Raw genomic sequence first — 24,566 nt, forward strand, 5'->3', positions numbered from 1 at the left:
AGCAACGCTACTTTACGACCAAAATGTCGCAGTCGGTATTGCGCAGCAGGAACGTCGAAATCGAACCCAGAAGCGCATACTTGATCGAGGACAGGCCGCGAGCGCCGCAGAGCACCAGGTCGGGCTTGACCACGTCGAGCATCTCGTCTTTGAGCGTCTCGCGAATACGACCGGCGCGTATCATGACCTCGACCTCGGGAATATCGGGATTGGCCTTGGCCTCTTCGAGCTGCTTTTCGATGGAGTTCTTAAAGGCCTCCTCCAGACCGTTGACCAAATCGACCGGATAGGAGCCGGCGCTCTCGAGCGCCGTGGAATCGATAACGTGGCCGATAATCAGCTTGGCGCCGTTGTTCGCGGCGACCTTGATGGCGCGTGCGAGCACAAAATCCTGCTGCTCAGTACCGTCGAGTGAAACAAATACCTTGGTGTAGCCCTCGTTCATGGTTTCCTCCTTGGTCTATCGCACGGGCGCGGGGCTCGTGCGTCGGGCGGGCGCGGGTGCGTTGACCGCCGGACACTTTATCTTGTTGCAGTTATACCCAAGGATTTCGGTTTAACTGCTCGCAATTCTGTGAACGGGCGAGTTTTTTGGTAAGGGTAGGCGCGGTCGCACCGCCAACGGTTGATAATGGGACATCGCCTGCATCGTCCGCAGAACATCTACCGGCGGGTGTCTAACGAGGGGGTCCCTTTGGATATTATCGAGCTTCTAAAATCTGCCTTCATGGGCCTGGTCGAGGGCATCACCGAATGGCTGCCCGTTTCGTCGACGGGTCACATGATCTTGGTGGACGAGTTCGTCAAGATGAACGTGAGCGAGACGTTCTGGAATATGTTCCTGGTCGTGATTCAGCTCGGCGCCATTCTGGCCGTCTGCGTGCTGTTTTTCCACGAGCTCAACCCGTTCTCGCCCAGCAAGGGCAAGGAGGGCCGTCGCGACACCTGGGTGCTGTGGGGCAAGATTGTGCTCGGTTGCATTCCTGCGGCGGCGATCGGCCTGCCGCTCAACGACTGGATGGAGGAGCATTTCTACAACGCTCCCGTCGTGGCGCTGGCGCTCATTGTGTACGGCGTGCTGTTTATCGTGATCGAGAACTGGCGCGCGAGCAAGCGCGACCAGGCTGCTCTTGCTGGTTCGTTTGGTTCGCGTGCTGTGGTGGCGGGCGGACGTCCCGCCGGTGCGCATTTTGCCGCGCCCGCCACGGCTACCGCTGAGGATGAGGACGATGACGAGAATCTCGACTTTGGCTCCATCGCCACGCTCGAGGACCTGAGCTGGAAGACTGCGCTGGGTATCGGCTGCTTCCAGGTGCTTTCGCTGGTGCCCGGTACGTCTCGCTCCGGTTCTACCATCATCGGTGGCCTGCTTTTGGGCTGCACGCGTTCGGTGGCGTCCAAGTTTACGTTCTTCCTGGCCATCCCTGTCATGTTTGGCGCGAGTGCGCTCAAGCTGGTCAAGTACTTCATCAAGGGCGGCACGTTCGGCACCAACGAGATCGCCATCTTGGGCGTGGGCTGCGTTGTTGCCTTTGTGGTTTCGCTCATCGCCATCAAGTGGCTCATGGGCTTCGTCCGCCGTCACGACTTTAAGTGCTTCGGTGTTTACCGCATCATCCTGGGCATCGTAGTGCTCGCATACTTCTTCGTTCTGGAGCCGATGCTCGGCCTCTAACTTAGTCGACGCTGCGCGGCGGCCAGGGCGACAACTTGTCATTCAAAGAGGGCGGCATGACCAAAAGGTCTATGCCGTCCTCTTTTCATGCCAATTTGTTCGCCCTGGCCGCCGCTCGCTACCGTTGCCATGACATCGGTGGCTCCGTGATTGGTACATTGGGGTCAGGTTTCTTTGCACCAACGTGGTGCAGACTAACCTGACACCTTTGCACCAAATTCGCCGGGGTGGGCCTGACGGTGGCGCACGGAGTCGTGGTGTGATTTGCGTCGGTGTCCGCGCGACTCGGTATACTGGTACGGCTCAAACTATGGCGCTGCCCGCAGGCGCGCCGTTCGTCAGATGAGGAGTCGCCCATGACCCAGCCCTTGCCCTGGGAAAAGAACGCCGCGGTACCCGTGCCGCCTGTGCCGGAACCCGTGCCGCTCGATGCATATGCCGCCCCTGCTGCGCCGGAGCCCGAGCTCGTTCCGCTCGACATCTACGACGCTCCCGCGCCGGCACCCAAGCCGCTCGTCGACATCGACAGCCTTAATCCCGCCCAGCGCGAGGCGGTCCTGTCCACCGAGGGTCCGTTGCTGGTGCTCGCCGGCGCCGGCTCGGGCAAGACCCGCGTCTTGACCTTCCGCATCGCACATATGCTCGGCGACCTGGGTGTTAAGCCTTGGCAGGTTCTTGCCATCACGTTTACCAACAAGGCTGCGGCCGAGATGCGCGAGCGTCTGGCGGCGCTCATTCCCAGCGGCACCCGCGGCATGTGGGTGTGCACCTTCCATGCCATGTGCGTGCGCATGCTGCGTGAGGACGCCGACCTGCTGGGTTATACCGGTCAGTTCACCATCTACGATGACGATGACTCAAAGCGCATGGTGCGTGACATTATGCAGGCGCTCGGCATCGAGCAAAAGCAGTTCCCCATCAACATGATCCGCAGCAAGATCAGCTCGGCCAAAAACGCCATGATCGGGCCCGAGGACATGCTCAAGAGCGCCGATAGCCCCAACGACAAAAAGGCCGCGCAAGTCTACCTGGAGCTGGAGCGCCGCCTGCGCGCCGCCAATGCGATGGACTTCGACGACCTGCTCGTGCGCGCGCTTGAGCTGCTGCGCACCCGCCCCGAGGTGCTCGATAAGTACCAAGAGCGCTTCCGCTACATTAGCGTCGACGAGTATCAGGACACCAACCACGTCCAGTACGAAATCGCCAACCTGCTGGCCGCCAAGTACCAAAACCTCATGGTCGTGGGCGACGATGACCAGTCCATTTATAGCTGGCGCGGCGCCGACATCACCAACATCCTGGACTTTGAGAAGGACTTTAAAGACTGCAAGACCGTCAAGCTGGAGCAGAACTACCGCTCTACGGGTCATATCCTGAACGCCGCCAACGCCGTGGTACGCCACAACTCGCAGCGCAAGGACAAGCGCCTGTTTACGGCCGAGGGCGATGGCGAGAAGATCCAGGCCTTCCAGGCGAGCGACGAGCGCGACGAGGGCCGCTGGATTGCCGGCGAGATCGAGAAGCTGCATGCCAAAGGCACGAGCTACGACGACATCGCCGTCTTCTACCGCACCAACGCCCAGTCGCGTATCCTCGAAGATATGTTCCTGCGCGCGGGCGTGCCCTACAAGATCGTGGGCGGCACGCGATTCTTCGACCGTGCCGAGATCCGCGACGTCATGGCCTACCTTAAGATGATCGTGAACCCGGCCGACGAGATGAGCGTCAAGCGCGTCATCAACACACCGCGCCGTGGCATCGGCTCCACCTCGATCCAAAAGATCGAGCAGCTGGCGCGCGACAACCGTTGCTCGTTCTTCCAGGCTTGCGAGATCGCGTGCGCCGAAACCGGCATGTTTAGCGCCAAGGTGCGCAACGGCCTGTCGAGCTTTGTCTCGCTGGTGCGCGAGGGCCGCCGCATGGACGGCGAGCTCAAGGACGTTGTCGAGATGATTGTCGATAAGACGGGCCTACTGCAGGCGTTTCGCGCCGAGGGCACCATGGAGTCCGAGAGCCGCGCCGAGAACATCCAGGAATTCCTGGGCGTCGCTGCCGAATTTGAGGAGACGCACGAGGATATCGAGGGTACGCTCGAGAGCTTGGAAGAGCTGCGCGCAGCCGGTGTTGCCGACGTGCCTGCCGGCGCCGAGCCCGAGCCCGTCGTGGTGAGCGCGCCTGCGCCCGAACCGGGGCCATCTGCCCCGGCATCCTCGTTTGAGGCACTTGTCGGCGCGCGCGATGCCGCAGGTTCCAATCCGCTCGATAGCCTAGCCGCCCCGGCGCTCTCACCGCAGGATGCCCTGGCCGCCGCCATCGCGGGCAACGCGTATGCCGCGCCGACGGAGCTGCCGGCGGGTGCCGTGCATGCCGACGAGATTGAGCGCACCTACGGTCCGCTCACCTGTAAGGCGCTGCCGGCACTCATGGAGTGGCTGGCCCTGCGCTCCGACTTGGATTCCCTGGCCGGCGAGACGCATGCCATTACCATGATGACCATCCACTCCGCCAAGGGCCTGGAGTTCCCGGCGGTGTTCGTGGCCGGCATGGAGGAGGGTATCTTCCCGCACGTGCACGACTTTGGCGGCAGCGATGACCCGGGCAAGCTCGAGGAGGAGCGTCGCCTGGCCTACGTCGCCATCACGCGTGCCCGTAAGCGCCTGTTCCTGACCTATGCGGCCACGCGTCGCACCTACGGCTCGACCTCTGCCAACCCGCGCTCGCGCTTCCTCAACGAGATTCCGTTTGAGGATATCGAGTTTAGCGGTATCGGTTCTGCCGGTTTTGAAGGCACGGGTTGGGAGAAGCGCGGCGACCGTCACGGCACCTTTGGCTCGGGCATGGGTTCGGATATGTATGGCGGCAAGGTATTTGGTTCGCATACGCGCTCGACCGGCGGTTCCGGTTCGCGTGGCGGATCGAGCTTTGACGATTTCTTTGGTGGCAGCAGTTACGGGACCGAGCGCCATCGTGGGGTCTCGCCCGACGCTGGCCGTGTTGCCTCGACCTTTGGCTCGGGCACACCGCGAGCCAAAAAGCCCTCGTCCAAGGTGTCCCCGACGGTGGAGCGCAAGGTTGATCGCGCCAGCGCGTCGCAGGACTTTGCCGCGGGCGATACCGTGAGCCACAAGACCTTTGGCACGGGTACCGTGATCTCGGTCGCCGGAGACATGATCGAGGTCCAGTTCGAAAAAACCGGCCAGACCAAAAAGCTTATGAAGGGCTTCGCTCCTATAGTGAAACTGACCTAGGCGGCTTTCCCAGGCACGGCACCTCGGCCTTCAATCGTCGGGCATGACCTCAAGGTCTATGCCCTCCTCTTTCAGGCCGATCTGCCGCACCTGGAAAACCCGTACATCCGGCTAGGCGGGCGTATAGGGCAACATCGCCTGCTCGGGCAGTCCTGCGCAAGACGGAGGCCACATTAAGTGGCCTCCTTTGCGTGCGGAACTCGCGATCGATGTTGCCCCATACGCCCGCCCAGGTCCTTGGGTAACGTTGCTGGACGAACGTCGCTTTTCTCGTTCGCTTTTTGATCTGGAGAGCCGGGTGGGCTGATAGAAAAATAGATGTGAGTAGGGGCTCTCCCATTTGATGAGCGGGGGAGCCTCTTTATTGCGCTTGGATTGTTTCTTATGACTTTAGGGATTGAGCGTTTTATACGATTCAGTATAATTTCAGATAGTTACTAAAATGTAACTGAAATGAAAAGGGTGATTGGACATGCTGCTAAATTGTCTCCCAAAAAGACTCTTCTCTTTAGAGCTCGCCATCGACCCGGAGCCAGTTGAGATGCAGATTCCTCGCATGTATCTTGAGCGGTATTCGCTTCGCTTGGCACGGCTCGGCATGTCTGAGCAGGGCCGTTTTATTGTTGCGGAACCTAAAGAACCGCCCAGTGTCATTTCGGCGCGAAATCTCGTCAATGCAGTGCGTACGTTAGATGCTCGTCCGGTGGCAATTTGCTGGGATGCTATGGATTTAGGTTTTATGCGCGCGCTTTCTTCGGAGGGAATCGCATATATCCGAGATGAGCGAAATGCGTTCCTGCCGTTTATCGGAGCCGTTATTTCCGATGAAGTGCTGGGTGCTTCTCCCGCTGCTCCGCTTTCGTCCCAATCTCAACGAATCGTCCTAAATCTCATTGCGGGACGATGGGTTGACTGCTCCGCCGGCGACCTAGCGCGTCTGTGTGGCAAAAGCGCGGCTAGCGTCAGCGGCTATCTTTCGGAAATCGCCGCTATAGCTCCTGGGTTGATTATGCGGGACGGCAAAAAGCGTATATTGTGTGACGCCGGGCTGTCGACCGAGACGTTGCTAGATGGGTTTGAGGACTATCTTCGCACGCCAGTTTTAGAGCGAATCCGGCTCAAGAAGGTTATCGAGAGAACAGAGCTACGTGCCGTTGATGCGCTGCTTTCCGGTGTGTCTGCCCTTAGCTATATGTCCGACCTTGCCCATGAAGACTCTGCTCCAACCATTGCTCTCGAAAAATATCAGCTAGAGGCCTTGAAAGAGCATATGGGCGACAGATGGCTGGAGGCTCAGTGGTACGAACCGGCGGCAGTTGTGATTGAGGTCTGGTCGTATCCCGTGGACGCGCCGTCCGATATTAGTTTTGACGCGACGGGTTTGCAGTGTGTCGACCCGTTTTCCTTATACGTTGCTTGCGCAAAAGCAGATTACAAAGAAGATCGTCTGCTCGACGCGGTCGAACAGCTCAGGAGGACGATATGTCAAAAGTGAGGGGAATAGAGCGATTTGCCGATGCCATGAGCGGCTGTAAAGGCGGTTACGTCCTTATTGGTGGAGGGGCCTGCAGCGTTCTATTTGACAATGAGGGCGATTCGTTTAGAGCTACTGAAGACTTGGATGTCGTCGTAATTGTTGATGGGAAAGGCGTTGAATTCGCCACTGCATTGTGGGCATTTATCAAAGCTGCCGGATATGAGACTGGAAAGGTCGGCGATGGAAGGTGCACTTACTATCGGTTCTGTTTGCCCGAAGGATCAAGGCAAGTCCTAGACTATCCCGGCCAAATTGAGCTATTTGCCCGACATCCTGATTTTGTGCTCGAAGATGAAACGAGCGAAGTGGCACCTCTTTCCTTTGACGAGGCCGTATCAAGTCTTTCGGCAATTATTCTCGACGATGGCTACTACGAATTTATTCGCGACAACGCAACGAACGTAGAGGGCATTACGTTGCTCGATGCGCTCCATATCATTCCCCTCAAGATGCGTGCACACATTGATATCAATAGGAGCTATGAAGAAGGGCGCCATTGCAACGATAAAGATCGACGAAAGCATCGCTCGGATATTGTTCGACTTGCGGGTTTGTTGCCGCCTTCGGCTCGCTTGGAGCTAATAGAGCAAATGAGGGCTGATGCCGGAGACTTCTTTGCGGACTTTTCTTCTTATGTAAATCGGCAGACCGATCGTAAAGAGAGAGCGCGTCTTCAGGACACATTATCGTTTCTCGAAAAGGTCTACCTATAGGCACCTTGATTCGTTATGTATGGTGAGGGGCTCTCCCGTTTGATGAGCGGGGGAGCCCCTTGTTGCTTTTTGATTGTCGTAACTAGCCAGAGGCTCGCCGGGACGGGACGCGGGGTTTGGTCGATCGCGAGTTCCGCACGAGCCGGAGAGCACTTAATGTGCTCTCCGTGCGAGCAGGACTGTCCGAGCAGGCGACCAAACCCCGCGCCCCGTCCCGGCGAGCGCTTGGGGACCGGTGGCCTACAGGTGGCTGATGATCAGTTCCATCTTGCCTTCGAGGTCGATGGAGCTGACGGTGCTCGGGGCCAGCAGGTGGCTTCCCTTGTGGACGGGGTCGCCGCAGACGGTGCCTTCGCCGTCGATGACCGACAGGCACATGAAGGGCCAGCGCTGGTCGAGGGTCTTGCTGCCGTTGACGCGCACGCGATCGACGGTGTAGCAGGGGTTGGACTCGAGCTCGGTCACGCCGTCCACCTCGGGCGCGGTCACCGTGCCGTCGGTCGGAGCCTGAGCATCAAAGTCGATGCAGTCGAGGCTCTGCTCAATGTGCAGCGGGCGCAGGTTGCCGTCAGTGCCGGGACGGTCGTAGTCGTACAGACGATACGTCACGTCGCTCGACTGCTGCGTCTCCAAAATGAGCGTGCCGGTCTTGATGGCGTGCACGGTACCGGAATCAATCTGGAAAAAGTCGCCCTTGTGAATCGGCAACACGTTGAGCATGTCGTCCCAACGTCCTTCCTCGATCATTTGTGCGGCCTCGGCGCGGTCCTTGGCACGCTGGCCGACGATGATCGTGGCGTCGGGCTCGCAGTCCAGCACATACCAACACTCGGTTTTGCCCAGGCTACCGTTCTCGTGCTCGGCAGCGTACTCGTCGTTGGGATGAATCTGGATCGAAAGGTCGTCCTTGGCGTCCAGAATCTTAATGAGCAGCGGGAACTCCTTGCCCTCGCAGTTGCCAAAGAGCTCGCGATGCTCGGCCCACAGCCACGACAGCGTGTGGCCGGCATACGGGCCCTCCGCAATCTGGCAGTCGCCGTTGGGGTGGGCCGAGATGGCCCAGCACTCACCGATGGGGCCATCGGGAATGTCGTAGCCAAATACGGTTTCGAGCTGGCGACCGCCCCAGATCTTCTCGTGGAAGATCGGCGTCAGCTTAATCAAATCGGACATGTTCATACCCCCATTGTGTTGCGCGGGCGCTGCACAAAACAGCTCAAAGCGAGCGCCCGGATGACTACAAAAACCTATGCCAACGTTACGTTGTGCAACTCAAAGCGGTCGCCAACGTTGCGCGAGACCGAATACTCAAAGGCGGCGCCGCTGTCCAAAAAGCCAATCTGGGTGAGCTCGAGCAGGGGAGAGCCAGGCTTGGTGTCCAAGCGCTCGGCTTCTTCCTCGGTTGCTGCCACGGCGCGAATGGTACGGTGGAAGCTCGAAATCTTCAGCCCACATTGCTCGCGGATGAAGTGGTAGACCGATCCGTACAGGTCCTTCTTTTTAAGGCCCGGAATCAGCTCGAGGGGCATGTAGGTGTACTCGATAACGATGGGCTTCTCATCGGCCTGACGCACGCGCACGATGTGATAGGCAAAGTCATCCTCGGCAATTCCCAGCTGGGCTGCGATGTCCGCTGGTGGATTAACAATCGAGAAATCGTAGACCACCGAGGTCACCTTCTCCCCGCGGTGCTCATACGAAAAACCCTGGGCACGGTCGTTTTTGCCCTGGAAAAACGCTTGGCCGGGAAGCCCCGCCGTGTCCTTAACGTAGGTACCCGATCCACGACGGCTGGTAATTAGACCTTCCTCGGTGATTTGCTCGATAGCTCGTTTGACAGTGATTTTGGAAACGCTATAGAGCTCACAGAACTCAACGACGGTGGGAAGCTTGTCGCCCGGTTTAAGAGCGCCATCCTCGATACTTCGACGAATATCTGCAGCTATCGCCTCGTATTTGGGAATCATGGAACCTCCTTTCCGACATATATGAATACAAAAAGTAAGTATAACCCTCAACAGGGCATCCATATTACTTTTATCTAAGAAGTTCGAGAAAGAAAAAAGAAAAAGACGCTTTACTTTTAAAATTAGAGCGCTATAGTTTAAGCAACGAACGGAATCCTTCCGCACAACAGGATCGACCGTTTGGGGACGGTTTTGTTTTGGCGGGTTGGATATCGGTATGGCCGGTGCGCGCCCGCGCCGGATAACCTGCCAAAGCAAACCCGTCTCCAACCGGAAGCTCTAGAACACGAAAGCGAGGACTTTGATGGCACAGTATCAGCTGCCCAACGACTTCTTCTTTGGCGCTGCTATGTCCGGCCCGCAGACTGAGGGTCAGTGGAACCAGGGCGGCAAGCTCGAGAACCTGTGGGACACCTGGTCCATCCAGGATCTGGGTTCGTTCTACAACCGCGTTGGCTCTTACGCCGGCAATGACTTTATGGCCAAGTACCAGGAAGACCTTCGCATTTTGAAGGACTTGGGTCTGGATACCTATCGCACTTCCATCCAGTGGAGCCGTCTGCTCGATGCCGACGGCAACCTCAACGAGGAAGGTGCCGCGTGGTATCACGAGTTGTTCCGCGCCTCTCGCGAAGCCGGCTTGGAGCCGTTTGTCAACTTGTACCACTTTGACATGCCCACCTACCTCTTTAACCGTGGCGGCTGGGAGAGCCGTGAGGTTGTCGAGGCTTACGCACATTACGCCGACGTCGCCTTCCACGAGTTTGGCCAGGAGATTAAGTACTGGTTCACCTTTAACGAGCCCATCGTCGAGCCCGAGCAGCGCTATCAGGAGGGCGTGTGGTTCCCGCAGCTCCACGACTTCAACCGCGCCCGCACCGTGCAGTATCACATCTCGCTGGCGCACGCGCTGGCCGTGGCCAACTATCGTCGCGCCTATGACGAGGGCGCTATTCGCGCCGATGCCAAGATCGGCATGATCAACTGCTTTACCCCGGTCTACACCAAGGAGAACCCCAGCGAGGCGGACCTCGAGGCCGTGCGTATGACCAGCGGCATCAACAACCGCTGGTGGCTCGACCTCATTACCAAGGGCGAGCTTCCCGCCGACGTGCTCGACAGCCTGGCCGAGGGCGGCGTTAAGCTTCCGTTCCGTGCCGGCGACCAAGAGATTCTTAAGCAGGGTGTTGTCGACTGGCTCGGTTGCAACTACTACCACCCCACGCGCGTTCAGGCGCCGGCGAGCAAGATCGACCAGTACGGTCTGCCGCACTTTGCCGACGAGTACGTGTGGCCCGACGCCGTTATGAACGAGAGCCGCGGCTGGGAGATCTACCCGCAGGGCCTCTACGACTTTGGCATGGACTGCGCTAAGAACTACCCCGATCTTGAGTGGTTCGTTTCCGAGAACGGCATCGGCATCATGGACGAATACAAGAACCGAGACGCCGAAGGAACCATCCAGGATGACTACCGCGTCGACTTTGTACGCCAGCACCTGGAGTGGGTTGCCAAGGCAATTGCCGAGGGCGCCAAGTGCCGTGGATACCATTATTGGGCCGTCATCGATAACTGGTCTTGGGCGAATGCCTTTAAGAACCGTTACGGTTTTGTCGAGGTCGACCTTATGGACGGCTACAAGCGCCGCCTTAAGAAGTCGGCAGCTTGGCTCAAGCAGGTCGCCACGACTCACGTGGTTGATTAGCGAACGGGCGAACGCCCAGACCGCGCGCCGCTGCGCGCAACACATGGCACATCTGGTGGCAGAGGGCGACAGACCACCGTGCGCATAGGAAAAGGCCGGATTTGAAAGTTAGGAGCAATCATGGCCAGTGACAACGGAAAGAGCTTCCTCGACAAGTTTGCCGAGGTCTCTGCGAAGGTGGGAAACCAGGTTCACCTGCGTTCCCTGCGTGACGCCTTCGCGACCATCACGCCGCTCTATATCCTTGCGGGTATCGCGGTTCTTATTAACAACGTCGTGTTCCCTCTGTTCCCGCTCGATGCGGCGGGCCTTGCCAACCTTCAGACGTGGGGTTCGGCAATTACGCTGGGCACCCTCAACGTCTCTGCCATTATCTTGGCCGGATTGATTGGCTACAGCCTCGCTAAGAACAAGCGTTTCGATAATCCGCTTGCTTGCGTGGTCGTCGCTATCTCTGCTTTCGTCATCATGATGCCGCAGCAGATCACCGCCTCGCTTGCCGCCACGAGCCCGCTGCTCACCGACAAGATCACCTCCGCCGAGGTCACGGGCGCCCTTTCGACTGCCAACACCGGCACCAACGGTCTGTTCTCGGCTATTATCATCGCCCTGCTTTCCGTCTCGCTCTTCATCAAGATTTCTGGCGTCGAGAAGCTCAAGGTTAAGCTGGGCGAGGGCGTGCCTCCCGCGGTCTCCAACTCCTTCAACGTCATGATCCCGATGCTGCTCAACCTCGCGATCTTCGCTCTTGCCGCAGCCCTGCTCGCCGTGTGCGCCGGCACCGATCTGTGCACCATCATCTCCACGTGCATCTCCAACCCGCTCAAGAGCATCATGAACGCCGGTCCGTGGGCTGTTATCCTCATCTACACCCTTGCTAACCTGCTGTTCTGCGTCGGTATTCACCAGTCCACCATCTCTGGCGCTACCGTCGAGCCGATCCTGACCATGCTCATCGTCGACAACATGGCTACCTTTGCCGCCGGTGGCACCATCCAGCCCGATCACTACATGAACATGCAGATCGTTAACAGCTTCGCCCTCATCGGCGGCTCGGGCTGCACCCTCATGCTTCTGCTCGACACGCTCCTGTTCTCCAAGAACAAGGCTTCCGAGACCGTTTCCAAGATGGCTATCCTGCCTGGTCTGTTCAACATCAACGAGCCGGTTATCTACGGTTACCCCATCGTGTACAACCTGCCGCTCATGATCCCGTTCGTCCTTCTTCCCGATCTGTTCATCGGCATCACCTATGGCCTTACCTGCGCAGGCATCATCAGCCCCTGCATCGCCCAGGTGCCCTGGACCATGCCTCCCGTCATCAATGCCCTGCTCGCTACGGGCTTTGACTGGCGCGCCGGCGTGTGGCAGGCTCTCGAGATTGTCATTGGCATGGCCGTCTACCTGCCCTTTATGAAGATTTCCGAGAAGGCAATCGCCAAGCAGGAGGCTCTCGCCGAGTAGAACGCCTAACGTTCGTCCCTTTCACCTTTGCGGGCGCCGGTACGCGGTGCCGGTGCCCGCGGCTCTCTCCCTTGCGTAAAGATACAGGGGAGCGGGCACAATAGCCGCAAGGAATACAACCAGTTGTCGTCTGCGCGCCGCGCAGTTATAAGGAGGAAACCATGAAGAAGATCATGCTCTGCTGCAATGCCGGCATGTCCACGAGCCTGCTGGTCCAGAAGATGCAGGCCGAGGTTGCAAACCGTGGTCTGGATATTGAGGTCGAGGCTCGTCCCATGAACGAGGCCCACGATCACCTGGACGAGTGCGACATGTTGCTGCTTGGTCCGCAGATCGGCTACACCAAGGGCGATTTTGAGAAGGAGGCCGCCGGTCGTTTTCCGGTCGAGGTCATCAACATGGTCGACTACGGCCGCATGAACGCTGCCGGCATCATCGACCACTGCGTCAGCGTGATGGGCTAGGTGCTCCGCATGGAGGATATGAACGAACTGCAGATGACCTGCTTCGAGATCATCAGCTACGTCGGTACCGCCAAGAGCATGTACATCAATGCCGTGCAAAAGGCCAAGGAGGGCGATTTTGACGCCGCCGAGGAGCTTATCAAGCAGGGCGACGAGGCCTATAACGGTGGCCACGATGTTCACATGGGGCTTCTGAAGAAGGAGGCCAACGGCGAGCGTAACGGCGAGGCCCCGTTGATTCTGCTGCATGCCGAGGACCAGATGGCCGGTACCGAGACCATGCGCGTCATGGCGACGGAGCTCATCGAGATTCACAAGCAGCTGCAGGTACTTCAGGCCTAGTCGGCGTTATCGCCGCGACGGACCGTGCGGTCCAACAGACAACATAGTCCCTTTGACGGGCGCCGGGAGCCTCCGCCTCCCGGCGCCTTTATTTTTGGGGATGGTCTTGCGCGGCCTGTTGGGCAGCCAATTGCGTTACCCCAGATAAAACCTGCCAAAACAAACCTGTCCCTTTTTGGTAGGTTTTTGCCTTGAGAGCGGTACCATACAGGCAATGTTTAAACGAGAAAGGTGGGCTCCCATGGAACCTAAGCAGTACTACATCGGCATCGACGTCGGCGGCACTTCGGTTAAGGAGGGCCTGTTCGACGAGGACGGCAACCTGCTTGCCAAGGCCAGCGTGCCCACGCCTCCTATCGTTGACGCCGCGGGCTTTGCCGCGGTGACCGAGGCTATCGACCAGGTGGTCGCCAAGGCACAGATTCCGCGTGCCTTTGTGGCGGGCATTGGCCTGGCCGTTCCGTGTCCCATCCCGGCGTCGGGCGATGCCAAGGTCAAGGCCAACATTGCCATTAACCTGCCCGAGCTGAGGGTCGCCATTCAGAAGCACTGCCCCGATGCGGTCGTTAAGTATGAGAACGATGCCAACGCCGCTGCCATGGGCGAGGCCTGGCTCGGTTCTGCCAAGGGCGTGCAGAACGTGGTGATGGTCACCATCGGTACCGGCGTGGGCGGCGGCGTTATCGTTAACGGCGACGTGGTATCGGGCGTTGTGGGCGCCGGCGGCGAGATTGGCCACATGTGCCTGAACCCGGCCGAGGAGCGCACCTGCGGCTGTGGCGGCCATGGCCATCTGGAGCAGTATTCCAGCGCCACCGGCGTGGTGAGCAACTACCTTGCCGAGTGCAAGAAGGCGGGCGTCGAGCCCATTGAGCTCACCGGCCCCTCCGATTCCAAGGACGTGTTCCAGGCCTGCCGCGAGGGCGACAAGCTCGCGCTGGCCGCAGCCGACACCATGGCCGACTACCTTGGCCGCGCCCTGGCGCTTATCGCCAACGTGGTCGACCCCGAGATGTTCCTGATCGGTGGCGGCGCGTCCGCTTCGGCCGATGTTTATCTCGACAAGGTTCGCGAGCACTTTAAGCAGTACGCGCTCTCTGCCTCGCGCGAGACGCCCATTAAGGTCGCTTCGCTCGGAAACGACGCCGGCATCATCGGTGCCGCCTACGTAGCCCTGCGCGCCGCCGGTAAATAGCTGGTGCAAGGGGGTCAGGTTACTTTGCACCAACACGGTGCAAAAGGGACAGTCTTGGCCCCCATGCCTGCCCCAAAATATGCCGTGACCCTTCCGTCTGCGAAGGCTCGGCATCGGCGTGCTACCATAGCTACGTCCAAGTACACATATCAAGTGGAGGATATCCATGGCAAACGTTCTTGTCTTTGGTCACCAGAACCCCGATAACGACGCCATCATGAGCGCCGTCGTCCTGTCCCAGCTGCTCAACCAGGTTGAGTATGCCGGCAACACCTACGAGGCCTGCGCCCTTGGTCAGCTTCCGGCCGAGTCCGCCAAGCTGCTCGCCGACGCCGGCATCGCCGAGCCCCGCGTGATCGAGTCCGTCGAGGCCGGTCAGCTCGTCGTCCTCACCGACCACAACGAGTCTGCCCAGTCCGTCGCCGGCCTTAAGGACGCCACGGTCTTTGGCGTTGTCGATCATCACCGCATCGGCGACTTCGAGACCGCCGGCCCGCTGCACTACATCTGCCTGCCCTGGGGCTCCAGCTGCACCATCGTCACCAAGCTCGCCGGCGTGCTCGGCGTTGAGCTTTCCGACGTCCAGGCTAAGCTGCTGCTCTCGGCCATGATGACCGACACGCTCATGCTCAAGAGCCCCACCACCACCGATGTCGACCGCGCCGTCGCCGCCAAGCTCGGCGAGCAGGTGGGCGTCGACCCGGTCAAGTTTGGCATGGAGGTCTTCCTCACCCGTCCGTCCGGCTCCTTTACCGCTGCCGAGATGGTCGGCAACGACATCAAGATGTTCGAGCCCGCCGGCAAGAAGCTGCTCATCGGCCAGTACGAGACTGTCGACAAGACCCGCGCACTCGGCATGATCGACGAGATTCGCGAGGCCATGCGCGCCTACGCTGCCGAGAAGGGCGCTGACGGCATTGTCCTGTGCATCACCGACATCATGGAGGAGGGCTCGCAGGTCCTGCTCGAGGGCGAGACCGAGGCCGCTCAGAAGGGCCTGGGCATTGCCGACGAGCACGACGGCGTCTGGATGCCGGGCGTCCTCTCCCGTAAGAAGCAGGTCGCTGCCCCCATCATGGCCGCCTGCTAGGTTTAGTTCACTAAACGCCACGACCGGATCGCGGACGCCCCGCGCTCCGGTCGTTTTTTGTGCATGGTGCCGCGTCGTCTCTTGGACAGGCGTGCCCGTGCCGTTGGGCAAATAATGTTCAACCTGTGGTTCCGCTTTTCGGCCACGCCTGCGTGCTTGTCGTGCAGGGTAGGCTAGATGCAAGCGTAATACGTTAGAGCGCGGCGCCGCCACTTGGGCGGGCCGTGCTTTTTTAAGACGGGAGCCTTCCCGTGAAAGGAGCCGCCCATGGCAGCACCCGAGCAGCTGTTCAACGTCCGTGAGCGCAAGCGTTTTGAGCGTCACGACATCTGGGAGCGCATCGCCGAGAACGGCACGATTTCCGCCGCCGTCATGGTCTTCGCCGCCATCGCCGCCGTCATTTGCGCCAATACCGATGCCTACGAGGCCATCCATCACTTTTTGGAGACCCCGCTGTATGTGGGTCTGGGCAACCTTACGGCCGGTCTCACCGTTGAGCTTTTCGTCAACGACTTTCTCATGGCGATTTTCTTTTTGTTGGTGGGTATTGAGCTTAAGTACGAGATGACGGTCGGCGAGCTCAAGAATCCGCGTCAGGCCATGCTTCCCATGCTGGCGGCCGTGGGTGGCGTCGTCGTTCCCGCCTGCATCTACCTGATCTTTAACCATGCCGGCGCCCGCAACGGTTGGGCCATCCCCATGGCAACCGATATTGCCTTTGCGCTGGGCGTGCTGTCGCTTTTGGGCAACCGCGTGCCCAACGGCGTGCGCGTGTTCTTCTCGACGCTCGCCATCGCCGATGACCTCATCTCCATCGCCGCCATCGCCATCTTCTACGGTCAGAGCCCCAATCCGTTTTGGTTGGGCGCCGCCGCGCTGGTGACCTGCGCGCTCGTGTGGCTCAACAAGACGCAGCATTACCGCCTCGCCCCGTATTCGGTACTGGGCCTGCTGTTGTGGTTCTGCATGTTCAAGAGCGGTGTACATGCCACGCTCGCCGGCGTCATCCTGGCCTTTACCATTCCGGCCAAGTGCGGCGTCAAGCTCGATAGCCTCACCGATTGGTTGGGCGAGTGCCTGCCGTTGCTCGATGACCGCTACGATGACGAGGCACACATCCTGGGCCAGCATGACTTTACCGTCTCGACCACTAAGGTCGAGCGCGTCATGCACCGCGTCACCCCGCCGCTCATCCGCATGGAGCGTCTGATCTCCACGCCGGTCAACTTTGTGATTCTTCCGATCTTTGCGTTCGTGAACGCACAGGTTCGCCTAGTGGGCGTGGACATGAGCACGCTGCTCACCGACCCGGTGACGCTCGGCGTGTACTTTGGCATGCTGCTGGGCAAGCCGATCGGCATCTTTGGCATGACGTTCGCCTTGGTCAAGCTCAAGGTCTGCGAGCTGCCGCACAATGTCAACTGGCACATGATTGCCGGTGTGGGCATTCTGGGCGGCATCGGCTTTACCATGTCGATTCTCATCAGCGGTCTTGCCTTCCCGACGGCCCAGTTTGAGGTTCTGGCTGCCAAGGCCGCCATCCTTGCCGGTTCGGTCACCGCCGCCGTGCTCGGTATGATCTACATGAGCGTGGTCTGCAAACACCCCGCGCCCAAAGACAAGTAAAAGCATATACAAGTTTGAAAACGCCGCCTGTGGACACCATCACAAGCGGCGTTTTAGTCAATGGGGACGTTCTTAAATGACTAGGCTTATTCCACCGTGCCGTAGACGGCGCCCCAGCCGTGGGCGGCCAAGGCGGAGTTGAGCTGGTCACAAAGCGATTGGCGGTCGTAGTAGCCGGGCGGTAGCAGGTTGACGATTTCCATGAGATCGGGCGCCAGATCCAAGATTTCGGCCTGTACGATGAGGTCCAAGCGGTCGATGGCGCGGCGGTCGTAAAACAGTCCGTCGACCAGGCGCTGCAGGCCGCCGAATTCCTCGGCCTGAAACGATCCGTACTCCATAGTGCCTCCTCGGGCGCCCCACGCCGGCATGCGCGGCGATTCGTAATTCATTGCAATGGACTTAATCTATCACGGCTTCATACCGTTGCGGCGGTGGCGGTCTATACTTAGACGAACTGCAACGTCCCGCTTTGCGAAAGGTCGCACCCATGCAGACGATCTACCAGAAGATGGAAACCACCGAACTCGATGCCGCCATCGAGGCACTCAAAGCCGAGGTCGCCGAGGTCAAGGCCAAGGGCCTGGCGCTCGACATGGCCCGCGGCAAGCCGTCGCCCTCCCAGGTGGACATCTCGCGCCCCATGCTCGATATCCTCAATGCCGACGCCGATCTGCACGACGGCAACGTCGACTGCTCCAACTACGGCTGCTTCGAGGGTATTCCTTCGGCACGCAAGTTGGCTGGGGAGTTTCTGGGCTGCCCTGCCGAGCAGACGCTCGTACTGGGTTCGTCGAGCCTGCTGATCGAGCACGATATCGCCGGCATGTTCTGGCGCTGCGGCTCGTGCGGCAGCGAGCCCTGGGAGGCTTACGAGGCCGCGCACGACGGCAAGAAAGTCAAGTTCCTGTGTCCTGTTCCCGGCTACGACCGTCACTTTGGCATCACCGCCGACCTGGGCATCGAGAACATTCCCGTCGCGATGACCGATAATGGCCCCGACATGGACGAGATCGAGCGCCTCGTTGCCGCCGACGATTCCATCAAGGGTATCTGGTGCGTGCCCAAGTATTCCAACCCTACGGGCATCACCTTTAGCGAGGACACCGTGCGTCGCCTGGTCGAGATGCCCACGGCCGCGCCCGATTTCCGCATCTTCTGGGATAACGCCTACTGCGTGCACGACCTGTACGACGAGACCGACGAGCTCGCCAATATCTTCGACCTCGCTCGCGCGGCGGGCACCGAGGACCGCGTGGTGGCCTTTGCCTCGACGTCCAAGATCACCTTCCCGGGCGCCGGCATCGGCTTTATCGGTGCGAGCCCCGCGGTTATCGCGGAGTTCTCCAAGCGCCTGAAGGCCGGCCTTATCAGCGCCGATAAGCTCAACCAGCTGCGTCACGTGCGTTTCCTTCCCACCATCGAGGTGGTCAAGGAGCATATGAAAAAGCATGCCGAGTTCTTGCGCCCGCGCTTTGAGGCCGTTGAGCGCAAGCTCACCGAGGGTCTGGGCGATACGGGTTGCGCCACTTGGACGCATCCTCGCGGCGGCTACTTTGTAAGCTTCGATGGTCCCGAGAGCTCTGCCCAGAAGGTCGCCGCGCTTTGTGCCGACCTGGGCGTCAAGCTCACGCCGGCTGGTGCCACTTGGCCTTATGGCAAGGACCCGCGCGACACCAACATCCGCATCGCGCCGAGCTATCCCACGGTCGAGGACCTGGAGGCAGCACTCGACGTACTGGTGCTGGCCGTCAAGCTCGTCGCTGCCGAGCTCGCTCGTGCCGAGCGCGCCTAACGCCTAGGGCCCCGCAAGTCCGCGCCCAGTACTATCCGCACTTTCGATACGTAAAGGAGCGTATACATGGATTTGGGAATTTCCACCAACCCCACGCCAGAGCTCTACACCATTAAGGTAACCGGCGAGATCGATATCTCTAACGCCGATAGCCTGCGCAATGCCATCGACCTGGCGCTCGAGCAGCCCAGCGAGGCCGTTGAGCTCGATTTTGCCCAGGTGAGCTACATCGATTCGACGGGCATTGGCGTGCTCGTGGGCGCCGCACACCACGCGGTCGACCACGGCAAGCGCTTTAGCTGCACCAATGTGCAGCCCCAGGTGATGCGCGTGGTTCAGCTGTTGGGTGTCGACCAGGAGATTTCGATCACCGCTGCATAATCTTTGTCCCAAAAGGGCGTGCCGTTTGGCATATGTTTGTGATGCGCTCGGACGTTTTGGCGTCCGGGCGCTATACTTGACCGAATGAATAGACGAGTTCCGGCCGAATGGCGCGGTGCGGGCTCGACTCACATCGAGCCTTGGAGGTATGTGTGTTTGGTATTGGAGAGGGTGAGCTGGCAATCATCGTGGTCTTCGGCTTTTTGCTGTTTGGCCCGGATAAGCTCCCACAGATGGGCCGCACGATCGGCCGTGCCATCCGTCAGTTCCGCGAGACGCAGGAAAAGATGACGGCCGTTGTTCAGTCCGAGATCATCGATCCGGTAAGCGAGGCTGCTTCGGCTCCGGTCAAGCCGAAGAAGGCTGCCGTCGATGACGATTCCGATGCGGACGGGGATGCCGTCGAGACGGCTGCGCCCGCAAAGAAGGAAACCTTTGCCGAGCGCCGTGCCCGCCTTGCCGCCGAGAAGGCTGCGAGCGAGGGTGCCACCGAGGGCGAAGGCGCTGCTGATGAGGCCGAGCCCGCCAAGGCCGAGCCTGCTGCTGCCGCCGCCGAGCCTGAGCCTGCTGTAGAGCCAGAGCCCGAGCCTGAGCCGGCAGAGCCCACGACGGCTGACCTCTATGCCCGTCGTCCCCGCAAGCGCAAGGCTGTCGTCGACCAGCTCGCCCGCGAGCTCGAGGCCGAGGACGACGCCGCTGCCGCTGACGCTCCGAAGGGAGGCGATGAGTAATGCCTATCGGACCCGCGCGCATGCCGCTCTTCGATCACCTGGGAGAGCTCCGTCGCCGCCTGACCATCGTGGTCGTGTCGGTGTTTGCCGCCGCTATCGTGCTGTATTTCGCCACGCCTGTAGTGCTCGACATCCTGGAAGACCCCATCCGCTCCTTTGTGCCGGACGGTAAGTTCTACATCACCACCACGCTCGGCGGCTTTGGCCTGCGCTTTTCGCTGGCCATCAAGATGGCCGTTGTCATGTGCACGCCCATGATTATCTGGCAGATCCTGGCGTTTTTCCTGCCGGCGCTTCGCCCCAACGAGCGCAAGTGGGTCGTGCCCACGGTGCTCGCCTCGACGGTGTTGTTCTTCCTGGGCGCTATCTTTTGCTACTTCATCATCATCCCTGCAGGCTTTGAGTGGCTCATCGGCGAGACCTCGGCCGTCGCTACGGCGCTGCCCGACCTGGAGAACTACGTCAACATGGAGCTGCTCTTTATGATCGGCTTTGGTGTGGCGTTTGAGTTGCCGCTCATCATCTTCTACCTGTCTGTTTTCCACATCGTGTCCTACGCGGCCTTCCGCAGCGCCTGGCGCTACGTGTACGTGGGCCTGCTCGTGGGTTCTGCTGTGATTACGCCCGACGGCTCGCCCGTTACGCTGGGGCTCATGTATGGCGCCCTGCTCTCGCTCTACGAGATTTCGCTCGCCATCGCTCGCGTGGTCATTACCGCGCGCGAGGGCAAGGAGGGCCTGTTTGTGAGTCGTCTGGACCTGTTCTCGGACGATGAGGACGACGAGGAGTAAATCGGTATGCACGAGGTTGGCATTGTCAACGGCATACTCGATACAGTGATTCGCGCGGCGCGTGGGGCGGGGGCCTCGCGCGCCGTTTTGGTAACGCTGCGTATCGGGGATATGACCGAGGTCGTGCGCGAGGCGCTCGACTTTGCCTGGGAGACGTTTCGCGACGAGGACCCGCTCACGCGCGGCTGCGAGCTTGCCGTGGAGGAAGTCCATCCACAAAGCGAGTGCCTGGACTGCGGCGAGGTCTTTGATCACGACCGTTTCCATTGTCGCTGTCCCCAGTGTGGCGGCGCCAACGTGCGTCTGCTGCACGGCCGCGAACTCGACATCGCAAGTATCGAGATCGAGACCCCCGACGATTAGCCCGCCAGCAACCTGGGGACGGGGTATAAATGGTAGAAGTAAGGAGCGCTAAGTATGGTCGAGAAAACGATTGATATCGCGTCGCCGATTCTGTCGCGCAATGAGCGCCTGGCAGATCAACTGCGTCAACGATTTAATGAGACAAACACTTATGTGATCAACGTCTTGTCGAGTCCCGGTTCGGGCAAGACCACTACGATCCTGGGCACCAACGAGCGCCTGCGCGACAAGGCCGGCTTGCGCTGCGCCGTCATCGAGGGTGACATCGCCTCGGACGTCGACGCCATCACCATGAAGGAAGCCGGCATGCCTGCCATCCAGATCAACACGGGCGGCCTGTGCCACCTCGAGGGCAACATGATCATGGAGGCCGTTGACGCGTTCGACCAGGCCGTTGGGCTCGATAACATCGATGTCATCTTTATCGAAAACGTGGGTAACCTGGTCTGCCCAGTCGACTTTGACCTGGGTGAGAACCTGTCCATCATGATCCTCTCGGTGCCCGAGGGCGACGACAAGCCCATCAAGTACCCGGGCATCTTCCAGCACGCTGGCGCGCAGCTGCTCAACAAGGTCGACGTGGCTCCGGCTTTCGATTTTGACATGGATAGGTATACTAAGACACTCGATGACCTCAATCCGCAGGCGCCGCGGTTTGCCGTGAGCGCGCGCAAGGGCGAGGGCATGGATGCCTGGTGCGATTGGCTCATCGGGCAGATTGAGCAAGCAAGGGCGTAAGTCGGCCGCCATACGGGCGGGCGTAGCCGCAGAGATACGAGATAGGAGCCTCTTTTGAAGCTCATCATCGCCGAGAAAAACGACGCCGCGCGTCAGATTGCCGAGCGTCTGTCCACGGGCAAGCCCAAAAAGGACAAGGTGTACAACACCGCCATCTACCGTTTTGAGTGGAAGGGCGAGGAGTGCGTGACCATCGGCCTTGCCGGTCACATCCTAGCGCCCGATTTTTGCGACAGCGTGCTGTTCGATAAAAAGCTGGGCTGGTATTCGGTCACCGAGGACGGCGAGATGCTGCCGGCCGACATACCCGATGGCCTGGCGCGTCCGCCCTACGACACCAAGCGCAAGCCGTTTCTTGCCGATGGCATCTCAATCAAGGGCTGGAAACTCGAGAGCCTGCCTTACCTCACCTGGGCGCCCGTCATTAAGCTACCGGCCGAGAAGGAACTCATTCGTTCGCTCAAGAACCTCGCCAAGAAGTCCGACAGTGTCATCATCGCCACGGACTTCGATCGCGAGGGCGAGCTGATCGGTTCGGACGCCCTCAACAAGGTGCGCGAGGTTGCGCCCGACCTGCCGGTCGCCCGCGCCCAGTATTCTTCGTTTACCAAGGCCGAGATCACGCAGGCCTTCGATAATCTCGTCTCGCTCGACCAGAATCTGGCCGACGCCGGCGAGAGCCGCCAGCACATCGACCTCATTTGGGGTGCGGTGCTCACGCGCTACCTGACGCTCGCCAAGTTTGGCGGCTTTGGTAACGTGCGCTCTGCCGGCCGTGTGCAGACGCCGACGCTTGCCCTGGTGGTCGAGCGCGAGCGCGAGCGCATGGCGTTTGTGCCCGAGGACTATTGGCAGATCCGCGGCATGGGCGCCGCACAGGGTGCTGCCGAGGACGACCGCTTTAAGATTGCGCACAAGACGGCGCGCTTTACCGACAAGGATGCTGCTGAGGCGGCGTACGGCCACGTTGACGGCGTTGCGACGGCAACCGTCGCCGCGGTGACCAAGCGTTCGCGCAAGCAGCAGCCGCCCACGCCGTTTGCGACCACCTCGCTGCAGGCTGCCGCCGCAGCCGAGGGCATCTCACCTGCGCGTACCATGCGCATCGCCGAGTCCCTCTACATGGCCGGTCTCATCAGCTACCCGCGTGTCGACAATACCGTGTACCCTGCGACGCTCGATCTGGGCGCCGTGGTGAGCGACCTTGCAAAGATCAACCCGGCGCTGGCGCCCGTGTGCAAAAAGGTGCTCGCCGGCCCCATGAAGCCCACGCGCGGCAAAGTCGAAACCACCGACCACCCGCCTATCTATCCCACGGGCGAGGGCGATCCGTCCGCGCTCGACGGTGGCCAGCGCAAGCTCTACGACCTCATCGCCCGTCGCTTCCTGGCAACGCTCATGGGTCCCGCGACCATCGAGAACACCAAGCTCGAGCTCGACGTCAATGGTGAGCCGTTCGTGGCTTCGGGCGATGTGCTCGTGACCCCGGGTTTCCGCGAGGCGTATCCGTATGGACTCAAGCGCGACGAGCAGATGCCGCCGCTGGAGCAGGGCGATGCGGTCGACGTGTTCGACATTAAGCTCGAGGCCAAGCAGACCGAGCCGCCCGCACGCTACAGCCAGGGCAAGCTCGTGCAGGAGATGGAAAAGCGCGGCCTGGGCACCAAGTCCACGCGCGCGAGCATCATCGAGCGCCTGTACGCCGTGCGCTATCTCAAAAACGATCCCGTGGAGCCGAGCCAGCTGGGCATCGCCATCATCGATGCACTGTCGCAGTTTGCCCCGCGCATCACGAGCCCCGATATGACCAGCGAGCTCGACGGCGACATGACCCGCGTGGAGCGCGGCGAGGACACCGAAGAGCATGTCGTGACGCACTCGCGCGCGCTGCTGGCCGGTGTGCTCGACGAGCTGCTCAAGCATACGCAGGAACTGGGCGATGCTATCAGCGACGCCGTCACGGCCGATGCGCGCGTGGGCGCCTGCCCCAAGTGCGGCAAGGACTTGGTTATGAAGACGAGCGCCAAGACCCGCGGCAGCTTTATCGGCTGCATGGGCTGGCCCGACTGCGATGTGACCTATCCGGTGCCGAGCGGCGTCAAGGTGAGCCCGCTCGAGGGCGAGGCTGCTGTGTGCCCCGAATGCGGTGCGCCGCGCATTAAGTGCCAGCCGTTCCGCCAAAAGGCTTTCGAGATTTGCGTGAACCCCACATGCCCCACCAACTACGAGCCCGACCTTAAGGTGGGCGAGTGCAAGGTGTGCGCCGAGGCAGGACGCCATGGCGACCTGATCGCACACAAGAGCGAGAAGAGCGGCAAGCGCTTTATCCGCTGCACCAACTATGACGACTGCGGCGTGAGCTATCCGCTGCCGGCGCGTGGCAAGCTCGAGGCGACGGGCGAGACCTGCCCCGAGTGCGGCGCCCCCATCGTGGTGGTCAACACCGCGCGCGGCCCGTGGCGCATCTGCGTGAACATGGACTGCCCGACCAAGGAGAAGAAGCCCGCCCGCGGCCGCAAGACCACGACCAAGGCGAGCGCGGCGAAGAAGACCTCGACTGCGAAGAAGACGACGGCTAAGAAAGCCACTGCCGCCAAGAAGACGACCGCGAAGAAGTCGACTGCCAAGAAAGCAGCCGCCGACAAGTAACGGCGCAGTCGAAACATTGCCCAAAAAACGAGCGAGGGTCCCATGATCCTCGCTCGTTTTTTGACCGGCAGTTAGGGACATTCCTTTTTCTG

Annotated in this window: 22 protein-coding genes; 18 read left to right on the plus strand and 4 right to left on the minus strand. The window is 60.3% G+C overall.

The window, feature by feature from the left end:
* Nucleotides 1-7: 7 nt before the first annotated feature.
* Nucleotides 8-445 carry a universal stress protein gene (locus tag DW645_RS06235; protein ID WP_117583590.1) on the minus strand — a complete coding sequence of 146 codons (438 nt, stop codon included), beginning with the start codon at nucleotides 443-445 and terminating at the stop codon, nucleotides 8-10.
* Between the two features lie 249 nt (nucleotides 446-694).
* Here DW645_RS06235 and DW645_RS06240 point away from each other — a divergent pair, with 249 nt between their 5' ends.
* From DW645_RS06240 to DW645_RS06255, 4 genes are all read left to right on the plus strand, one after another.
* Nucleotides 695-1,675, plus strand: coding sequence for an undecaprenyl-diphosphate phosphatase (locus tag DW645_RS06240; RefSeq protein ID WP_118226864.1), 981 nt, complete (start codon nucleotides 695-697; stop codon nucleotides 1,673-1,675).
* Nucleotides 1,676-2,031: 356 nt separating this feature from the next.
* Nucleotides 2,032-4,923, plus strand: coding sequence for an ATP-dependent helicase (locus DW645_RS06245; protein ID WP_118226866.1), 2,892 nt, complete (start codon nucleotides 2,032-2,034; stop codon nucleotides 4,921-4,923).
* A 472-nt stretch (nucleotides 4,924-5,395) separates the two neighbouring features.
* Complete coding sequence (locus DW645_RS06250) at nucleotides 5,396-6,418, plus strand: hypothetical protein (protein ID WP_118226868.1); 1,023 nt, start codon at nucleotides 5,396-5,398, stop codon at nucleotides 6,416-6,418.
* Nucleotides 6,406-7,173, plus strand: coding sequence for a hypothetical protein (locus DW645_RS06255; protein WP_118226870.1), 768 nt, complete (start codon nucleotides 6,406-6,408; stop codon nucleotides 7,171-7,173). The genes DW645_RS06250 and DW645_RS06255 overlap by 13 nt, the downstream gene beginning before the upstream one ends.
* Nucleotides 7,174-7,413: 240 nt before the next feature.
* Here DW645_RS06255 and manA read toward each other — a convergent pair whose 3' ends face one another.
* Together manA and DW645_RS06265 are read right to left on the minus strand one after the other, a co-directional pair.
* Nucleotides 7,414-8,352, minus strand: a complete 939-nt coding sequence (manA, locus tag DW645_RS06260) for a mannose-6-phosphate isomerase, class I (protein WP_118226872.1) — start codon at nucleotides 8,350-8,352, stop codon at nucleotides 7,414-7,416.
* 68 nt (nucleotides 8,353-8,420) lie between these two features.
* The gene (locus DW645_RS06265) at nucleotides 8,421-9,140 is read right to left on the minus strand and encodes a GntR family transcriptional regulator (RefSeq protein WP_158568693.1); all 720 of its coding nucleotides are present in this window, start codon (nucleotides 9,138-9,140) and stop codon (nucleotides 8,421-8,423) included.
* Nucleotides 9,141-9,444: 304 nt separating this feature from the next.
* Here DW645_RS06265 and DW645_RS06270 point away from each other — a divergent pair, with 304 nt between their 5' ends.
* The 7 genes from DW645_RS06270 to nhaA all read left to right on the plus strand — a co-directional run bounded on the left by DW645_RS06270 (nucleotide 9,445) and on the right by nhaA (nucleotide 17,026).
* On the plus strand, nucleotides 9,445-10,845 hold the full coding sequence (locus DW645_RS06270) for a glycoside hydrolase family 1 protein (protein WP_118226876.1): 1,401 nt from the start codon (nucleotides 9,445-9,447) through the stop codon (nucleotides 10,843-10,845).
* Between the two features lie 120 nt (nucleotides 10,846-10,965).
* Complete coding sequence (locus DW645_RS06275; RefSeq protein ID WP_118226878.1) at nucleotides 10,966-12,309, plus strand: PTS sugar transporter subunit IIC; 1,344 nt, start codon at nucleotides 10,966-10,968, stop codon at nucleotides 12,307-12,309.
* A 161-nt stretch (nucleotides 12,310-12,470) separates the two neighbouring features.
* Nucleotides 12,471-12,773 carry a PTS sugar transporter subunit IIB gene (locus tag DW645_RS06280; protein WP_035137700.1) on the plus strand — a complete coding sequence of 101 codons (303 nt, stop codon included), beginning with the start codon at nucleotides 12,471-12,473 and terminating at the stop codon, nucleotides 12,771-12,773.
* Nucleotides 12,774-12,782: 9 nt separating this feature from the next.
* Nucleotides 12,783-13,115 carry a PTS lactose/cellobiose transporter subunit IIA gene (locus DW645_RS06285; RefSeq protein ID WP_199576444.1) on the plus strand — a complete coding sequence of 111 codons (333 nt, stop codon included), beginning with the start codon at nucleotides 12,783-12,785 and terminating at the stop codon, nucleotides 13,113-13,115.
* A gap of 241 nt (nucleotides 13,116-13,356) precedes the next feature.
* Nucleotides 13,357-14,310, plus strand: a complete 954-nt coding sequence (locus DW645_RS06290) for an ROK family protein (RefSeq protein WP_233540726.1) — start codon at nucleotides 13,357-13,359, stop codon at nucleotides 14,308-14,310.
* Nucleotides 14,311-14,476: 166 nt separating this feature from the next.
* Nucleotides 14,477-15,400 (plus strand): manganese-dependent inorganic pyrophosphatase, encoded by a 924-nt coding sequence (locus DW645_RS06295; RefSeq protein ID WP_118226883.1) that lies wholly within the window; start codon nucleotides 14,477-14,479, stop codon nucleotides 15,398-15,400.
* 267 nt (nucleotides 15,401-15,667) lie between these two features.
* A complete protein-coding gene (gene nhaA / locus DW645_RS06300) occupies nucleotides 15,668-17,026 on the plus strand; it encodes a Na+/H+ antiporter NhaA (RefSeq protein ID WP_118226885.1) in 1,359 nt (452 codons plus the stop codon).
* Between the two features lie 86 nt (nucleotides 17,027-17,112).
* Here nhaA and DW645_RS06305 read toward each other — a convergent pair whose 3' ends face one another.
* A complete protein-coding gene (locus DW645_RS06305) occupies nucleotides 17,113-17,367 on the minus strand; it encodes a hypothetical protein (RefSeq protein ID WP_118226887.1) in 255 nt (84 codons plus the stop codon).
* 149 nt (nucleotides 17,368-17,516) lie between these two features.
* On the opposite strand from DW645_RS06305, the gene DW645_RS06310 reads away from it, so the two are divergent.
* The 7 genes from DW645_RS06310 (at nucleotide 17,517) to DW645_RS06340 (ending at nucleotide 24,474) form a co-directional block, all read left to right on the plus strand.
* Nucleotides 17,517-18,821 carry an aminotransferase class I/II-fold pyridoxal phosphate-dependent enzyme gene (locus DW645_RS06310; protein ID WP_118226889.1) on the plus strand — a complete coding sequence of 435 codons (1,305 nt, stop codon included), beginning with the start codon at nucleotides 17,517-17,519 and terminating at the stop codon, nucleotides 18,819-18,821.
* Nucleotides 18,822-18,887: 66 nt separating this feature from the next.
* Nucleotides 18,888-19,202 carry an STAS domain-containing protein gene (locus DW645_RS06315; protein ID WP_118226891.1) on the plus strand — a complete coding sequence of 105 codons (315 nt, stop codon included), beginning with the start codon at nucleotides 18,888-18,890 and terminating at the stop codon, nucleotides 19,200-19,202.
* Between the two features lie 152 nt (nucleotides 19,203-19,354).
* On the plus strand, nucleotides 19,355-19,933 hold the full coding sequence (locus tag DW645_RS06320; protein WP_158568695.1) for a twin-arginine translocase TatA/TatE family subunit: 579 nt from the start codon (nucleotides 19,355-19,357) through the stop codon (nucleotides 19,931-19,933).
* On the plus strand, nucleotides 19,933-20,724 hold the full coding sequence (gene tatC / locus DW645_RS06325; protein ID WP_055285525.1) for a twin-arginine translocase subunit TatC: 792 nt from the start codon (nucleotides 19,933-19,935) through the stop codon (nucleotides 20,722-20,724). Before DW645_RS06320 ends, tatC begins: the two co-directional genes overlap by 1 nt.
* 6 nt (nucleotides 20,725-20,730) lie before the next feature.
* Complete coding sequence (gene hypA / locus DW645_RS06330) at nucleotides 20,731-21,087, plus strand: hydrogenase maturation nickel metallochaperone HypA (protein WP_022093859.1); 357 nt, start codon at nucleotides 20,731-20,733, stop codon at nucleotides 21,085-21,087.
* Nucleotides 21,088-21,141: 54 nt separating this feature from the next.
* Nucleotides 21,142-21,825, plus strand: a complete 684-nt coding sequence (gene hypB / locus DW645_RS06335; protein WP_118226895.1) for a hydrogenase nickel incorporation protein HypB — start codon at nucleotides 21,142-21,144, stop codon at nucleotides 21,823-21,825.
* Between the two features lie 54 nt (nucleotides 21,826-21,879).
* A complete protein-coding gene (locus DW645_RS06340) occupies nucleotides 21,880-24,474 on the plus strand; it encodes a DNA topoisomerase I (protein ID WP_118226897.1) in 2,595 nt (864 codons plus the stop codon).
* The last annotated feature ends 92 nt before the right edge of the window (nucleotides 24,475-24,566 follow it).

Source organism: Collinsella sp. AM23-17 (assembly GCF_003470945.1).
In the GTDB taxonomy this organism is placed as follows: Bacteria; Actinomycetota; Coriobacteriia; order Coriobacteriales; family Coriobacteriaceae; genus Collinsella; species Collinsella aerofaciens_O.